General features: G+C 67.8%; 12 protein-coding genes and 1 tRNA gene. 10 read left to right on the forward strand and 3 right to left on the reverse strand.

The window, feature by feature from the left end; translation table 11 throughout:
• Positions 1–34: 34 nt before the first annotated feature.
• Positions 35–886 (reverse strand): iron uptake transporter permease EfeU, encoded by an 852-nt coding sequence (efeU, locus tag DQ384_RS30865; protein ID WP_114032402.1) that lies wholly within the window; start codon positions 884–886, stop codon positions 35–37.
• A gap of 359 nt (positions 887–1,245) precedes the next feature.
• On the opposite strand from efeU, the gene tmk reads away from it, so the two are divergent.
• From tmk to DQ384_RS40570, 9 genes are all read left to right on the forward strand, one after another.
• A complete protein-coding gene (gene tmk, locus DQ384_RS30870; RefSeq protein WP_114032403.1) occupies positions 1,246–3,306 on the forward strand; it encodes a dTMP kinase in 2,061 nt (686 codons plus the stop codon).
• A gap of 9 nt (positions 3,307–3,315) precedes the next feature.
• Entirely contained in the window at positions 3,316–4,497 is a 1,182-nt protein-coding gene (locus DQ384_RS30875; protein WP_114032404.1) for a DNA polymerase III subunit delta', read from the forward strand.
• 96 nt (positions 4,498–4,593) lie between these two features.
• Positions 4,594–5,124 (forward strand): SigE family RNA polymerase sigma factor, encoded by a 531-nt coding sequence (locus DQ384_RS30880; RefSeq protein WP_114032405.1) that lies wholly within the window; start codon positions 4,594–4,596, stop codon positions 5,122–5,124.
• On the forward strand, positions 5,121–6,875 hold the full coding sequence (locus tag DQ384_RS30885) for a hypothetical protein (protein WP_114032406.1): 1,755 nt from the start codon (positions 5,121–5,123) through the stop codon (positions 6,873–6,875). Before DQ384_RS30880 ends, DQ384_RS30885 begins: the two co-directional genes overlap by 4 nt.
• 507 nt (positions 6,876–7,382) lie before the next feature.
• Positions 7,383–8,222, forward strand: coding sequence for a PSP1 domain-containing protein (locus tag DQ384_RS30890; protein WP_114032445.1), 840 nt, complete (start codon positions 7,383–7,385; stop codon positions 8,220–8,222).
• Between the two features lie 138 nt (positions 8,223–8,360).
• Positions 8,361–9,893, forward strand: coding sequence for an alpha/beta hydrolase (locus tag DQ384_RS30895; RefSeq protein WP_245966901.1), 1,533 nt, complete (start codon positions 8,361–8,363; stop codon positions 9,891–9,893).
• A 107-nt stretch (positions 9,894–10,000) separates the two neighbouring features.
• Positions 10,001–10,077, forward strand: a tRNA-Thr gene (locus DQ384_RS30900).
• A gap of 141 nt (positions 10,078–10,218) precedes the next feature.
• Entirely contained in the window at positions 10,219–11,523 is a 1,305-nt protein-coding gene (locus tag DQ384_RS30905; RefSeq protein WP_181871514.1) for a tyrosine-type recombinase/integrase, read from the forward strand.
• Positions 11,524–11,802: 279 nt separating this feature from the next.
• Positions 11,803–13,113 carry a PIN-like domain-containing protein gene (locus tag DQ384_RS40570; protein WP_147268952.1) on the forward strand — a complete coding sequence of 437 codons (1,311 nt, stop codon included), beginning with the start codon at positions 11,803–11,805 and terminating at the stop codon, positions 13,111–13,113.
• Positions 13,114–13,220: 107 nt separating this feature from the next.
• Here the strand turns inward: DQ384_RS40570 and DQ384_RS30910 are convergent, their stop codons facing one another.
• Positions 13,221–13,895, reverse strand: a complete 675-nt coding sequence (locus tag DQ384_RS30910) for a YdcF family protein (RefSeq protein ID WP_114032409.1) — start codon at positions 13,893–13,895, stop codon at positions 13,221–13,223.
• Positions 13,896–13,905: 10 nt separating this feature from the next.
• Positions 13,906–14,334, reverse strand: a complete 429-nt coding sequence (locus DQ384_RS30915) for a UTRA domain-containing protein (RefSeq protein ID WP_245966902.1) — start codon at positions 14,332–14,334, stop codon at positions 13,906–13,908.
• 156 nt (positions 14,335–14,490) lie between these two features.
• Between DQ384_RS30915 and DQ384_RS30925 the strand changes: the two genes are divergently transcribed.
• A complete protein-coding gene (locus DQ384_RS30925) occupies positions 14,491–15,279 on the forward strand; it encodes an SPFH domain-containing protein (RefSeq protein WP_147268954.1) in 789 nt (262 codons plus the stop codon).
• Positions 15,280–15,315: the final 36 nt, after the last annotated feature.

Below are 15,315 nucleotides of genomic sequence, written 5' to 3' on the forward strand. Positions count from 1 at the left end.
CGAAGGTCGAAAGGTGTAGAGGAAGAAGGCGGGGTCAGGAGGCGGCGGACGCCGGGGTGGCGGACGGCGTGCGCGAGGCGCCCGGCCCCTTGCGCGCCGGCACGAGGAACAGCACCAGCACCGGCACGAGGTACGCGACCCAGGCGATCGTCTCGATGGTGGTGGGCTGCGGCGTGAAGTTGAAGACGCCGTTGAGCAGGGTGGTGTACCAGGCGTCGGGCGGCAGCGCGCCGGTCAGGTCGAACGCCGGTGCCGTGAGCACCTGCACCACGCCGCCCTCGACCAGGTCGTGCACGCCGTACTTGAAGATGCCGGCGGCGACGATGATCAGCAGCAGGCCCGTCCAGGTGAAGAACTTGCCGAGGTTGATGCGCAGCGCGCTCTTGTACAGCCCCCAGCCGAGCGCGATCGCGGTGGCGATGCCGAGCGTGAAGCCGATGAGGGGGGAGGAGGTGGCGCCGGCGCCCTGGGCGGCGGCGAAGAACAGCAACGCGGTCTCCAGGCCCTCGCGGGCGACGGCGAGGAAGGCCATCACGACCACGGCGGCGGCGCCGAGGCCGAGCGCCTCGCTCAGCTTGGCGCGCAGGTCGCCGGAGAGCTTGCGTGCGGCGGTGCGCATCCAGAAGATCATGAAGGTGACGAAGACCGTGGCGGCGATGGACGCCACGGCGTCGAACAGCTCCTGCTGCCGGGAGTCGAGGTGGGCGGCGGTGAACGTCAGCAGCGCGCCGAACCCGACCGAGAGGGCCACGGCGGCCGACACCCCGCCCCAGACGTACGGGAGCCTGTCACGCCGGTCGCTCTTCACCAGGAAGGCCACAAGGATGGACACGACAAGGGTCGCCTCAAGGCCCTCCCGGAGGCCGATGAGATAACTGGCGAACATTGTGGGTCTCCCTGATGGTTGCTTAGCCTTGCCTAAATTAGGACAGCTTTACCTTAGCGTTGGCAAGCGGGTGGCCTACAGCGGCCTCCCGTATCGCGGGGCCGAGATCGTCCGAGGTAAGGCTTGTGTGGCGTCCGCGCCACATCGGTTCCAGGCTCGTTCCCCGATCGCGTCCGCGCCACCCCGGCGGCCCTGGGCCTGGCCAGGCGTCGCAACTTGGAGGAATCAGACCTTTCACTGCATGTCGCCTGCGGCGGGAGCCGGGAAGGTAATACCCTCGGGACTGGAGCGGGCAGGCGCGGTATCGTCCCTGCCATCGATCCAGCCCAGCCCAGCGAACACCTGGATACGCTGACATCATGACCACCTCAGGCCGGTCCGCTACGCGCCGTAAACCCCCTCACGTGCTGGCGAACGCACCGTTCCGCCGGCTCTGGACGGCCATGGCGGTCTGCAGCCTGGGCGACTGGCTGAACATCATCGCGATCACCGCGTTCGCGGCCTATCTGACCCAGGGCTCGGGGTTCCAGGCACAGAGCCTCGCCATCGGCGGCGTCTTCCTCGTCAAGATGCTTCCCGCCATCCTCCTCGGCCCGTTGGCGGGCGCGTTCGCCGACAGGTTCGACCGCCGCCTGACGATGTTCACCTCCGACCTGCTGCGCTTCGCGCTCGTCCTGTCGATCCCGCTGGTCGGCAGCTACCAGTGGATCATCGTCGCGACGCTGCTCGTCGAGTGCGTGAACCTGTTCTGGGTCCCCGCCAAGGACGCCACCGTCCCGAACCTCGTACCCAAGGAGCGGCTGGAGGAGGCCAACCAGCTCAACCTGCTGGTGACCTACGGCTCCGCGCCGGTCGCCGCCGCGCTGTTCGCGGTGCTGTCGGTGGTCATCGAGGTCCTCGGCCAGGCCGTGCCCACCTTCACCTGGCACCCGGCCCACCTCGCGCTGGTCCTCAACGCGGTCGCCTACCTCGTCTCCGCGTTCCTGATCTTCACGCTGAGGAGCATCCCCAAGGAGCACACCACCAAGGTCTCCTCGCCCTCGGTGCTCCGGCAGATCATCGACGGCTGGCGGTTCGTCGGCGCCAACCGCATGGTGCGCGGCCTGGTCATCGGCATGCTCGGGGCGTTCGCGGCGGGCGGCGCGGTCGTCGGCGTCGCGAAGGTGTACGTCGAGGCGCTCGGCGGGGGCGACGCCGCGTACGGCACCGTCTTCGCGGCCGTCTTCGTCGGCATGGCGCTCGGCATCTTCTTCGGGCCCCGGCTGCTGCGCGAGCTGTCGCGGCGGCGCCTGTTCGGGCTGGCCATCGTCACCGCGGGCATCGTCCTGGCGGCCACCGCGCTCATCCACAACCTGGTGATCGTGGTCATGCTCGTCGTCGTGCTCGGCGCCTGCGCGGGCATCGCCTGGATCATCGGGTACACACTGATCGGCCTGGAGGTCGAGGACGCGATCCGCGGGCGCACGTTCTCGTTCCTGCAGTCCATGGCCCGGGTCACGCTCCTGCTCGTGGTCGCCGTCGCGCCCGCGCTGTCCGGCCTGTTCGGCAAGCACGCGATCTCGATCGGCGCCGGGCTCGTCTACCGCTTCGACGGTCCCAGCCTGGTCATGCTGATCGGCGCCGTCGTGGCGATCGTCGTCGGCGTGCTCGCCCTGCGGCACATGGACGACCGGCGCGAGGTGCCCATCGGCTCCGACCTGATGGCCGCGCTCAAGGGCGAGCGGTACGTCCCCGACAGCGGCGAGCCGGCGCGCGGAATGTTCATCGCCTTCGAGGGCGGCGAGGGGTCGGGCAAGACCACACAGTCCCGGCTCATCGCCATCTGGCTGCGCGACCAGGGCTTCGACGTCGTCCAGACCCGCGAGCCCGGGTCCACGAAGGTCGGCATGCGCCTGCGGGCGATCCTGCTGGACTCCGCCCACCACGGCTTGTCGGCGCGCTCCGAGGCGCTGCTGTACGCGGCCGACCGGGCCGAGCACGTCGAGAAGGTCATCCGCCCGGCCCTCCAGCGGGGCGCGATGGTCATCTCCGACCGGTACGTCGACTCCTCCCTCGCCTACCAGGGCGCAGGGCGCGAGCTGGAGCCGCAGGACGTCGCCAAGGTCAACTCCTGGGCCACCGGCGGCCTGACGCCCGACCTCACCGTGCTGATCGACGTGCCGCCGTCGACCGGGCTGGCCCGGCTGGCCTCGCCCGCCGACCGCATCGAGGCCGAGCCGATGGAGTTCCACGAGCGGGTGCGCCGCGAGTTCCGGGCACTCGCCGCCGCCGATCCCGACCGCTACCTGGTCGTGGACGGCCTCCAGTCGCAGGAGGAGATCTCCCGGGCGGTCCAGGACCGCGTCCGCGAGATCCTTCCCGACCCCGTCCCGCAGGAGACCGAGGCCATCACCGGCACGATGCCCGCCATCCGCGACTAACCTGGCCGCGTGACAGTCTTCGACGACCTGGTGGGCCAGGAGCAGGCGGCGGCGGTGCTGCAGCGCGCCGCGGCGGCCGCCGCCGAGGCCCTCGCGGGCGGACGCGGGGCCGGCATGACCCACGCGTGGCTGTTCACCGGCCCGCCCGGGTCCGGCCGCTCGGAGGCCGCGCAGGCGTTCGCGGCGGCGCTGCTGTGCCCCGACCTCGGGTGCGGGCACTGCGACATGTGCCACCAGGTGAGCGTCGGCTCCCACCCCGACGTCGAGACCGTACGCCCGCAGGGCCTCTCGTACAGCGTCAAGCAGACCCGTGAGCTGGTGCTCAGGGCGTCGGGGGCGCCCACGCTCGGCCGCTGGCGCGTCATCCTGTTCGAGGACGCCGACCGCGCGACGGAGGCCGCCGCCAACGCCCTGCTCAAGGCCATCGAGGAGCCGCCGCCGCGCACGGTGTGGCTGCTGTGCTCGCCCGCGCCGGACGACATGGTGATCACCATCCGGTCCCGGTGCCGGGTCGTGACGCTGCGCACCCCCTCGACGGAGGCCATCGCGCACGTGCTTTCCACGCGCGACGACGTGCCGTTCGAGACGGCCGAGTTCGCCGCCCGCGCCACGCGCGGCCACATCGGCCGTGCCCGCCGCCTCGCCCTGGACGAGGAGACGCGGCGGCGCCGTGACGCCGTCCTGGCGCTGCCCCGCACGCTGACCGGCCTCGGCCAGTGCGTCGAGGCGGCCGAGCGGCTGGTCAAGACGTCCTCGGAGGACGCCGAGGAGGCCACCGCCCACCTGAACGAGGCCGAGACCACCGAGCTGCGCAAGATCTACGGCGAGGGGTCGACGGGCAAGGGCCTCAACAAGGGGCTGGTGCGCGGCGGCGCGGGGGCGATCAAGGACCTGGAGGACCGGCAGAAGTCCAGGGCCACGCGCATCAAGCGCGACTCCCTCGACGTGGCCCTGCTCGACCTGGTCGCCTTCTACCGCGACGTGCTCGCCGTTCAGTTCGGGGCCGCGGTCGAGCTGTCCGCCGAGGACCGCTCGGCCGATCTTGAGGCGCTGGCGTCGTCGAGCTCTCCCGAGGACACGCTGCGGCGCATCGACGCGATCATGCTGTGCCGCGAGCGACTGGCGGCCAACGTCAACCCGCAGATCGCCGTCGAGGCGCTGACGCTGTCGTTGTGGCGGCCCCGGTTGTGAGCGGCCCGGCTCCGGGCGCCCGGCCTCGCTTGTCCTGATATTTCCGCGAATATCAGGTGCCGAGCAACCTGAGGAGGGCTGCCGCGTCTCTTGGACATGCAGGCTTCCGATATATCGGAGCGCACCTCCGAGCCGCGTGACGCCGAGGAAACGATCACGGCGCTGTACGCGGGCCACGCGCTCGGGCTGACCAGGCTCGCGCTCGTGCTGGTCGGCGACCGCGAGAGCGCCGAGGACGTGGTTCAGGAGGCGTTCCTGGGCCTCCACCGCCGCTTCGGCGCGCTGCGCGATCCGGCGAACGCGCTGGTGTACCTCCGCAGCGCCGTCCTCAACAACGCGCGCACCGTACTCAGGCGGCGCCGGCTGCCGTCCTGGTTCGCCGGCGCCTACGAACCGCCCGTCTGGTCCGCGGAGGCCGCCGCGCTGCTCGGCGCCGAGCGCCGCGCCGTCATGGAGGCGCTCCACCAACTGCCCCGCCGCCGGCGCGAGGTGCTCGTCCTCCGCTACTACGCCGAGCTCTCCGAAGAGGAGACCGCCCAGGTCATGGGCGTCAGCCGCGGCACCGTCAAATCCACCACCGCCCGAGCCCTGGACGCGCTCGGCCGCCTCCTGGGGGAGCACCCGTGAACGACGACATCATCAGAAGGCTGCGCGACGCCGCGACGGCCGTGGGGGACACCGTCGGGGACGTCCCCGGGCTGAGGCTCTCGGCAGCCGTCGAACGTCCCGAGCCGCGTCGGAGTAAGTCCTGGCTCGTCCCCGTCGTGGCGGCGGCGTCCGTGATCGCGGCCATCACCGCGGGGGCGGTGGCCGTACGCGCGGGCACGGGCTCCCAGGTCGCCGCCGCCGGGCCCGTAGCGGCGCCGAAGTTCTTCCTCGTCGCCTCGACCGGCTCGCTCAGCGTGCGCGGCATGGACGGCGAGCAGATCGCGAGCGTCCCGGCGCCCTCGAAGGACGAGACCTTCTGGGCCGCGCAGGCGGCCGCGGACAACCGGCGGTTCTACGTCTCCACGACCGGGCCGGACTGCCAGGGGCACTTCTACCGGCTCACCGTGGACGAGTCCGGCGCCGCCCAGGCGTTCGACCGGCTGCCGATCACACCGCCCGAGGGGACGGCCGCGTACTCCCTGGCGGTCAGCGGGGACGGCTCGAAGCTCGCGTACGCCGCGGAGCCGTGCCGGGCCGGGGCTCGGACCAGCAGCCTGAGCGTGGCGGACACCGCGTCCGGCGAGACGCGTACGTGGAAGGCGAGCGAGGGCAAGATCATCGGAAACGTCGCGATGAGCGGCGACGGACGGTACGTCGCCTACCAGTACCCGATCCTGGCACGCGTCTACCGGATTAACACCGCCGAGGGGGGCGCGCGGTTCCAGCTGGAGGATCCGGGCAAGGCGCCTGGCCCGGGCGCGTCGGCCGACGGCATCGTGGTCGTCCCCGCGCCGGGTGACGTCACCGCGGTGCCCGCAGTGCCGGCCGTCCCCCCGGACGGCGCCACCATCGCTCCCGCGCCGCCGTCCGGCGGTACCATCGCTCCCGCGCCGCCGTCGGGTGATGGCACCGCCGTGCCCGCTCCTCCGCCGGGCGCGATCACCCTTGAGCCCGCCATCCCGCCGAGCGGCACGCCCAAGCCCGGCACCCCGGGGTACGGGACAGGTGAGCGGCCGAACTCGGACACGGCCACCCCGCCGCCCCTGGTACGGACGACCCGCGGGGTGCCCTCGTCCCCGGGCGTCCCCCGGTCCGCCAGCGAGCCCTCGTCCCCGGGCGTCCCCGGGTCCGCGAGCGAGCCCTCGTCGGGTCCCGAGGTCGTCCCGGCGGACCCGGCCGTCCCCACCACGCCGGCCACCGCCGTCCCTCTCGTGTCGGCCACGGCCGTCCCCGTCGACCCGCGTGTCGTCGACAGGGGTCCCGGGGCGGGCAAGCCGTCGACCGTTCCCATGGGCCGGGTCGAGATGGCACCCGACTCGCCCGACGTCTACGTGATCGACACGACCGTCGCCGGTGAGGACCTCGGTACGAGCCGGAAGATCACCCTCGGGGCCGAGGCGGTCGGAGGAAAGGGTGGCCTGCAGGGGTACCGCCTCAACGCGGACGGCTCGCGGATCATCGCCTCGCTCGGCCGGATCGTCCACACGGTCAAGGGGGCCAAGGGGGAGGTGGAGCCCTCGACCGCCGCGATCGTCCGGTTCGACGCCTCGGACGGGCGGCTTGTGGACACGATCTACAAGGACGAGAAGGGCGCAATGCGCCTCCTCGCCGCGGACGGCGCCGCCGAGCGCTTCATCGTCCGGCGCGGCGACGAGATCGCGGCCGTCACCGCCACCGGCTACGAAGTGCTGACCCCGGACGTCCACAGCTTCCCCTCGGTGACCTGGTGACTCTCTGACGCGGCTCGACGGGGCCTGAGGGGGGCCTTGACGGAGCCTGTCGGGGCGTGCGGTGACGCTTACCTGGAGCGACAGGCGCGGCCCCAAGCGGCCATAGCCGGGATCTTCTCGGCCGTGGCCGCTTTCGTCGTCCGGCCCGCGTTCCTGTGCGAGGATCACGATCCCCTCGTGACCTGCCGGAACAAGACAGCGTGCACGGAGGCGTCGATCAGGCGTGCGCGGCGTGGGCGAACGCCGACCCGGCGCGCTCGCGATCCTCGCCGCCGGGCGAAGGGCGGCGCGCCGGCGTCCGCCGAGTGTCCATGAGCCCGTCAGCCCGTCGCGCCTCCAGGTCAATTCCGGGTGGACGATTGGTATTGCCTAGGTAAACCGCACTGCGCGTAATCTGGGCCAGAACCGTGTCGGCGTGATCCGTGAGGCTCGCGCCGGGCGTGGTCCACGTCGGCTCGGGCAGGAGCCCGCAGCCGGACCGGCGAGGAGGCGGAGGGTTCCATGGGCATGATCATGGCCGTGAGCTTTACTCGCTACGGCAGGCTCTACTACCTCGACCCCGGCGGCCACAGCCCCAAGGTCGGGGACAAGGTGCTCGTCCCCACCGACGCGGGGCCCGAGGTGGCCGAGTGCGTCTGGGCGCCGCAGTGGGTCAGCGAGGACATCGACGGCCTGCCGGTGTGCGCCGGCATCGCGGGCGAGGAACACCTCGGCCGCGACGACACCAACCGCCGCCGCCGTGCCGAGGCGCGCAGCGTCTCCAAGAGGCTGATCAAGCGGCACGAACTGCCCATGAAGATCGTGGGTGTGGACTACCTCGACGCCGACAACGTCTACACCGTGTACTTCTCCGCCCCCCACCGCGTGGACTTCCGCGCGCTCGTCCGCGATCTCGCGCGCAACCTGCGGGCCAGGGTCGAGCTCCGCCAGATCGGCCCCCGCGACGAGGCCCGCCTCCAGGGCGGCATCGGTCCCTGCGGTCGCGACCTCTGCTGCGCGACCTTCCTCAAGGACTTCGAGCCGGTGTCCGTCCGCATGGCCAAGGACCAGGACCTTCCGGTCAATCCCCTGCGCATCGCGGGCGCGTGCGGCAGGCTGATGTGCTGCCTGAAGTACGAGCACCCCCTGTACCAGGAGTTCCGGGCGTCCGCCCCGCGCACCGGCACCGCCGTGGACACCCCCGAGGGCGCCGGCACCGTCGTCGGCCACAACGTGCCCTCCGACTCGGTGATCGTCCGGCTCAATGACGGAGGACGGCGCTGCGCCTGCTCCCGCGCCGACGTCTGCTCGCCGCGCAAGCAGCACGACGAGAGATACGGCGACCAGCGATCCCCAGTTGAGGAGTGAAACCCCAGGTAGAGGGGGTACAACCTAACCGCCGTGGAGATGATCAACTCCTCGGCGGTCTGACAACGGGGGACAGGTGGTCGGCGCATGATGCGCTTTTCCGGCGCTGGCCGTACGGCTACCGCCCTTCTCGCGACGGTGTTGCTCGCCACGGCCTGCTCGGCCAAGGGGGAGTCGAAGGAGCCGGCGGACGGATCATCACCGGCCGACCCGCCCGCAGCCACCGCCCCCGCCCAGCCGGCCACCCAGGCACCCGCCGCAGCCCTCGCCCCGTTCTACACGCAGAAGATCAAGTGGACGCCGTGCCAGAACAACTTCCAGTGCGGCAAGCTCGACGTCCCCCTCGACTACGCGAACCCCGGCGGCGACCGCATCCAGATCGCCCTCATCCGGCTGCCCGCCACCGGCGGCCGGCGCATCGGCTCCATCATCCTCAACCCGGGCGGACCAGGCGGTTCGGGCATCGAATACGCCCGCGCCGCGACCGCCGTCCTCACCCCCACCATCCTCGCCCGGTTCGACACCGTGGGTTTCGACCCGCGCGGCGTCGGCAAGTCCGCGCCCGTCCGCTGCCTGACCGGGCCTCAGCTCGACGCGTTCATCGGCCTGGACGGCACCCCGGACGACCCCGCCGAGGTCAGCGCCCTCGCCAAGGGCGCCAAGCAGTTCGCCGAAGGGTGCGAGGCGCGCTCCGCCAAGCTGCTCCCGCACGTCGGCACGGCGGACGCCGCCCGCGACATGGACGTCCTGCGCGCGGCGCTCGGCGACCAGGGCATCACCTACCTGGGCAAGTCATACGGAACCTACCTGGGAGCCGTCTACGCCGACCTGTTTCCGAAGAAGATCCGCGCCCTGGTCCTCGACGGGGCCCTCGACCCCGCCCTGGCGCCGGTGCCCACGGTGAACGCCGCCCAGGCACAGGGCTTCGAGGTCGCGTTCCGGTCCTTCCTCGCCGACTGCTTCGTCCAGAAGAACTGCCCCTTCCCGGGGCGCGACACCAACGCGGCCCTGGCGCGGCTCACGGACTTCCTCAGGACCACCGACCAGCGCCCGCTGCGCAACAACACCGGCGACGGGCGGGTCATCGACGAGTCGTGGGCGACGCTCGGCATCCTGGCCCCCCTCTACGACAAGCGGAGCTGGCCCGTGCTCAGGGTCGCCCTGGCGCAGGGCTTCCGCGGGGACGGCACCACCCTGCTCAAGCTGGCCGACATCCTCGTCGACCGGAAGCCCGACGGCACGTACTCCAACCAGACCGAGGCCAACATGGCCGTCAACTGCCTCGACCACCCTTACCCGCACAAGATCGCCACCTACGAGGAGGCCGCCAAGGCCGCCCAGCAGCAGTCCCCGCACTTCGGCGCGTACGTCATGTGGGGCTCCCTGCCGTGCGACTACTGGCCGGTCAAGCCCACCGGCACAGACAAGCCCCTCCGCGCCCTCGGCGCCCCGCCCATCCTCGTCGTCGGCACCCAGCGCGACCCCGCCACCCCGTACCAGTGGGCCAAGTCCCTGGCCTCGGAACTCTCCTCCGGCGTCCTCCTCAGCTACGACGGCGACGGGCACACCGCCTACCGCACCGGCTCCACCTGCGTGGACCAGGCAGTGGACCAGTACCTGATCTCCCTGACCCCTCCCGCCTCCGGCACCCTCTGCCCCAAGGTCACCTGACCTCGCCACACCTCGAACCACCCGCACGCCCACCCGCCCACCCCGGCCCTGGCGCAAGAACCACCGAAAACCTGTAGACTTCCACACGCTGCGGTCACCCGCGGCCCGCCGCCTTAGCTCAGTCGGCCAGAGCGACGCACTCGTAATGCGTAGGTCAAGGGTTCGATTCCCTTAGGCGGCTCCACTCTTGAGCCCCAGGTCATACCGTCTGACCTGGGGCTTCCTGCTTCCTCCGGGCCGTCGCGGACTCCGCCGTCTCCGCAAGATCATCAGTCGTGGACCGGTTCGTGGACCGATGTCGGTCCCAGGCGCTACCTTGCCGCCCATGACCAAGGTCCACAGCGAGCGCGCGAAGGGGCACATCGAGAGCCTGCCCAGCGGTAGTTTCCGCGTGAAGGTGTACGCCGGCCTCGATCCGACCACCGGCAAGGAGCGTCGGTACCGCAAGACCGTCAAGACCGAAGTCGAGGCGCTGGAGACCCTCGCGAAGCTGCTGCGTGACGTCGAGGCCGAGCGCGAGCCCCAGGAAGCCGCGACCCTCGACTACGTCCTGACGCGCTACCTCGAAGTCGCGGACCTGGAGGTCTCCACCCGCGAGGCCCACGAAGGCTACATCCGCCGCACCATCCGGCCCGTGCTCGGCGACGTGAGGATTGGCAAGCTCCGGGCCGACATGCTGGACTCGCTCTACACCCACCTCAAGCGCTGCTCGCGGCTCTGCAACCGCCTCCCCAAAGTCGAGCACTGCACCGAGGCCGAACACGTCTGCAACGCCCTCTGCGTCCCCCTGAAGGACCACCGCACGCCCCGTCCTCACCAGTGCGATCAGCGATGCACCCCGCACAAGTGCAAGCCCATGGCCGCTGGCTCGATCCTCCGCATCCACGCGATCATCTCCGCCGCCCTCAACCTCGCCGTCCGGTACGACTGGATCGACCGCAACGTCGCCGAGAAGGCCACCCCACCCCAGCCCAAGAAGCGCGAGCCCGACCCACCGACCCCCAAGCAGGCCGCACGCCTGCTCAACGAGCTCTGGGAGGCCGACCCGGAGTTCGCTCTGTTCGTCTGGCTGGCCACCACGACCGGAGCCCGCCGCGGCGAGCTGGTGGGCCTACGCCGACACCGGATCGACTTCGAGGCCCAGGAGATCCGCATCACGCGCAACTACCTCGTCAAGGCCGGCCAGCAAATCGAGAAGGACACAAAGACCGGCGAGGGCCGCCGCCTGTCCCTGGACCCCCTGACCTGCGAACTACTCCAGGAACACCTACGCCGCCGAGAGACCGCGCTGAACGAAGCCGGAGTAGAGAGCACCGAAGACGCCTTCGTGTTCTCCCCAGACCCCGCAGGCCTGCGCCCCTGGAACCCCGACACCATCACCCACAAGTACGAGCGCTACGCCCGCGCCACAGGCATCCGCAGCTCTCTGAAAGAACTCCGCCACTACTCCGCCACGCAGCTCCTCTCTAACGGCATCGACCTACGCACCGCCGCCGGCCGCCTCGGCCACTCCGGCGGCGGCGTAACGACGCTGCGCTTCTATGCCCAGTTCACCCGCCCCGCCGACAAACAGGCGGCCGCCATGCTGTCCAGCCAACTCGAAGACCTGCGCAAGCGCGAACGCCTATGAGAACTGCTGAACCACGTGCCTTTGGTCGATTTAGACGACGTAGATAAGCTTGCCACCGATCTGACCCTAGGGCAGTCCTGGAAGTTATGACTGCTGCCGTCTACCTCCGAGTTTCTGAAGGGTGTCAGAAGCATACGTCTGGAGGCATCCCGGTCAGATGACGGTACGTCTCGCCTTAGCAAGATGTAACTTTATATGGATCACTAAGTGTGGAAAAAAAAGGATATGTCGCGTCTAACTGATACGTTTGGAGCCTACTACCCTCCCGGTGAAGATTTGATGAAGACAGTACTCACTGGTGGGCTAGTTGCGCTAGACGCTAATGTGTTGCTTAACCTCTATCGATATCTTCCGTCGGCTCGTGAAGAGCTTTTTGGCGTGCTCGAAAAATTAAAGAGCAATCTCTGGGTTCCACATCAAGTCGGCCTGGAATTCTCTCGTCGGCGACATGCTGCTATCCGGGACCATGAGTCCACTTTCGACACCCTAAGCACTCATCTCGACTCATCGCTGCAAGCAACCATAACTCAGATTAATACTTTTGCGAACAGGGTGTCGCTAGATCCTCTCACCAAAAAGCACATAACGTCGCGACTGGAGGAGGTTTTTGAAGGCGTTCGAGTCGCGATCGAGAGGATTAAGCCTGATATCCAAAAGCTAGGTGCGGGAACAAGGGAAGATCCAGTTATTAAGCGGCTGGATTTACTTCTGGAGGACAAAGTAGGGCCTGCTTTAGTGGGGAAGGATCTTGAGCTGGCAGTGGTTGAGGCGGCTCGCAGAGCTGAACTGAATATACCCCCGGGCTACAAGGACAAGGGAAAAGATGACTCTAGAGGTGACTACCTTCTTTGGCATCAGCTCATTATAGAGGCGTCGAGTCGTGGGACGCCTGTGCTCCTAGTGACGGATGACGTTAAGGAGGATTGGTGGCGCAAAGATTACGGGCGAACACTAGGGCCAAGGCCAGAGCTGTATGAGGAGATGATCGAAAAGGCGGGGGTTCCGTTTCTGATGATGACGACCAGCAACTTCCTGCGGAATACGAACGTATACCTCAATGCGGCAGTTAGTGTGGCAACCATTGAGGCCGCGCAAGAAGTCGTCGCGAACCAATCCGAGCGGGGATCCTTCTCGATCAGTCACGAGATCGAACTACTGATATCTCGCCTTGAGGCTGACGAGTCGCACCCCGGCGGCCGTGGAACAATTCAGCATATAGTCTTCGCTCGCGAAGTCAATGCGCTACTTCGAGAGTTGCCTGCGGCGAAGTTGGAGCGGCTCCGTGATGGAGCAACCTTCATCTTTGAACTGAGTGACGGGCGCCCTGTGCTTATCATCTCGAAGTTTTTCGATACCTCAACGCCAGAGACGTTCAGGTCACAATTGCGGCGATTTGTAGAGCGCAAGCTGAGACGTCTTACGTCCGACTCCTTCGTTGGTGTGCTTATCATCACGAACGTTGAGATCCCCTCGATGATGTGGACCGAGTTAGACCCGGATATAAAGGGCGTAGACGTTGTTGTATGGGACGGCGATTCCAAGGGTACGCTTGACATCGTCGCTGCTCTACGAGAAATAGCGCAAAGGTGATGCGGCAAAAGTGTGGTAGGCAACAAGGTGGTTCCAAGCGGAGATGTATGGAAATCCATGGCATTGAAAGCACTTCGTCGTGTCGACGACGCGTCCGTTCGGCCCCGCTATGAATTGCCTCTAATGAGTCTGTTTGTGAACCCCGCGGCTATGAGATGCTCCAACGCTGCATAAATGTTGGGAGGTACATCCTGGGTTATGGCGTAACCATGGCTTGGATATTCTATAACGCGTTGTGTATCGCCTGCGAGCATATGAAGGACCCGTAGGGGGTCACGTATTTCTCTAATGTACTGCTCCAAAGAGATGGGGCGGGATGCGCATACAACATCTACTTCGGGCCAAAGTTTCTTGGAGGTAGCGAATGCTCGCCGTTGTTGGTAGGGGCGAGAGATGAGTGTGACTGAAGATGGATAGATGGAGTGTTTGGCGAGGATCTGTCGGGTCATGCTGATGTTCTCGCCAGTGTGGGTAGCTCTCGGTTCAAGCAGGATCGCTTCCGGCGGCACACCGAGTTCGAGGGCGCGTTCCCGATAGTGGACGGCTTCGCCACGTGGGAACAGGGCCACAGTGGTGGGGGCATTGGCGCCGGTGAACACAATGATGGGGAACATGCCTTTATGAAACAGTTCTGCCGTGTAGTCGGCGACTCCGAGATCATGGCTGCCTAGGCCAATGCCGACATCCGTTGGGCGGAGCTCATGGTGCATATTGTGGTAGTCCCAGAGGACTTGCGTGGCTTCCCGGACGTTGTCAGGGATGTCCTTCCAGTCGGTTGTCATTGGTTCTCCCTCAGTCCGGCATTTTGAAGGTGTAGGTCCACTCGAAGCGGGAGCCGGCGTGGACGCCGCGGGCGAACTCGACTATGCGGCCCTCGCGGGTCGAAGTCGTTCGCTTGAGGACGACCACGGGTTCGCCCTTCGGTAGCTGTAGTTGCTCAGTCTCGGCGGGAGTAGGCATCCGGGCGTGTAGAGATTCGGTAATCGTGTCGGGCTCCAGGCCCTGGAGGGTGAGCACGGCGAAGCCGCCCCCTCGGCCGGCTGGTCCGGCGGTCGGATTGACGAGAGGGGTGCCCTCCACATCCTCGGGCCGGTAGTAGCTGGTGAGGGTATGGGTCGGGGTGGTGCCGTCCTTCACTAGGCGGGCTCGTTCGTACACGGGGTCGGTGCCGCTGGCGTACAGGTAGGTGCCGGGGGCCGAGGCCGTGAACCGGTAGGTCACGGTGCCGCCGGGCGGCGCGGCACGGATAGGCCATTTCCGGTGTAGGCCCAGTGGGCGATGACGAGGACGGTGTCCTCTTCGAACAGGGGCAGCCGTACGGGGGAGGCGTCACGAAGGCCTAACCGGGCGGGTCTTCGACAGCGGCAGAATTCCAGCATGAACGCGCCGACCCCCATCTCCAGCACCATCCCGTCGCCGAAGCCCGTCCCGTTCGAACCCGTCCCCACCGCGACCAAGGCCGAGGTCGTCCAGGTGGTTCAGAAGACGGACAACGTCTCGCTCACCGACCAGCTCCAGGGGTGGGGCACGGTCGGCGCCGTGGTCGTCGCGCTGCTCATCGCGCTAATTGGATGGTCTGTCGACGCCCGTCGGCGTGAGAAGGATCGAAGCGAGGGAGAGGCGCAACGCGAGAAGGATCGCGAGTACGCCGAGAGCCAGCGGGCGCAGGACCGAGCCGAGGCAGAGAGACAGCGCGCCGCAGACCGAGCCGAGGCAGCTCAACGTCTTAACGACGAACGGCAGGCCGCTGAAGAACGACTACAACGGCAACTCGAAGAGGGGCGGATTCAGGTCCGGCAGGGATTTGCAGTTGTGCAGCTCCAGCGCGCGGGGGAGCTGTACGCAGAATTAAGGGGGCTGCAGCGAGAATGGAACGAGGAGAGGTTCGCACCTCGCGACGACCCCGGAAGAAGGTCAGCGGAGCGTGTCGCCGTTCAGCGACTGCGTGCTCATGTGGTGACCCTGTCCGCACCCCATGCTTCGCTTCTCAAGGCCCAGGTCTTCGGATCCTCTTCCCTCGATGAAACAACGCGTCGCGAGGCTATACAGCGCGCATCAGACGACAGCGGCGATGCCGTGGGCCCGATCGATGACGCAGAGATCTACAGGGAACTCGCGGACAACATCGCTGACCTGCTTGGCCCTCGCTCGTCAGGCGACGCCTGACCATAGGAATGCCAGGGACTGATGGGCCTGCCGTCA

The organism is Sphaerisporangium album, assembly GCF_003323745.1.
Classification (GTDB): domain Bacteria; phylum Actinomycetota; class Actinomycetes; order Streptosporangiales; family Streptosporangiaceae; genus Sphaerisporangium; species Sphaerisporangium album.

What these genes read in the sequence shown, in the direction of transcription:
- DQ384_RS30910 (WP_114032409.1), bottom strand. Translation starts at nt 13,895, where the DNA reads ATGACAACCGACTGGAAGGACATCCCTGACAACGTCCGGGAAGCCACG.
- tmk (WP_114032403.1), top strand. Translation starts at nt 1,246, where the DNA reads ATGACCACCTCAGGCCGGTCCGCTACGCGCCGTAAACCCCCTCACGTG.
- DQ384_RS30925 (WP_147268954.1), top strand. Translation starts at nt 14,491, where the DNA reads ATGAACGCGCCGACCCCCATCTCCAGCACCATCCCGTCGCCGAAGCCC.
- DQ384_RS40570 (WP_147268952.1), top strand. Translation starts at nt 11,803, where the DNA reads ATGAAGACAGTACTCACTGGTGGGCTAGTTGCGCTAGACGCTAATGTG.
- DQ384_RS30905 (WP_181871514.1), top strand. Translation starts at nt 10,219, where the DNA reads ATGACCAAGGTCCACAGCGAGCGCGCGAAGGGGCACATCGAGAGCCTG.
- efeU (WP_114032402.1), bottom strand. Translation starts at nt 886, where the DNA reads ATGTTCGCCAGTTATCTCATCGGCCTCCGGGAGGGCCTTGAGGCGACC.
- DQ384_RS30880 (WP_114032405.1), top strand. Translation starts at nt 4,594, where the DNA reads ATGCAGGCTTCCGATATATCGGAGCGCACCTCCGAGCCGCGTGACGCC.
- DQ384_RS30890 (WP_114032445.1), top strand. Translation starts at nt 7,383, where the DNA reads ATGATCATGGCCGTGAGCTTTACTCGCTACGGCAGGCTCTACTACCTC.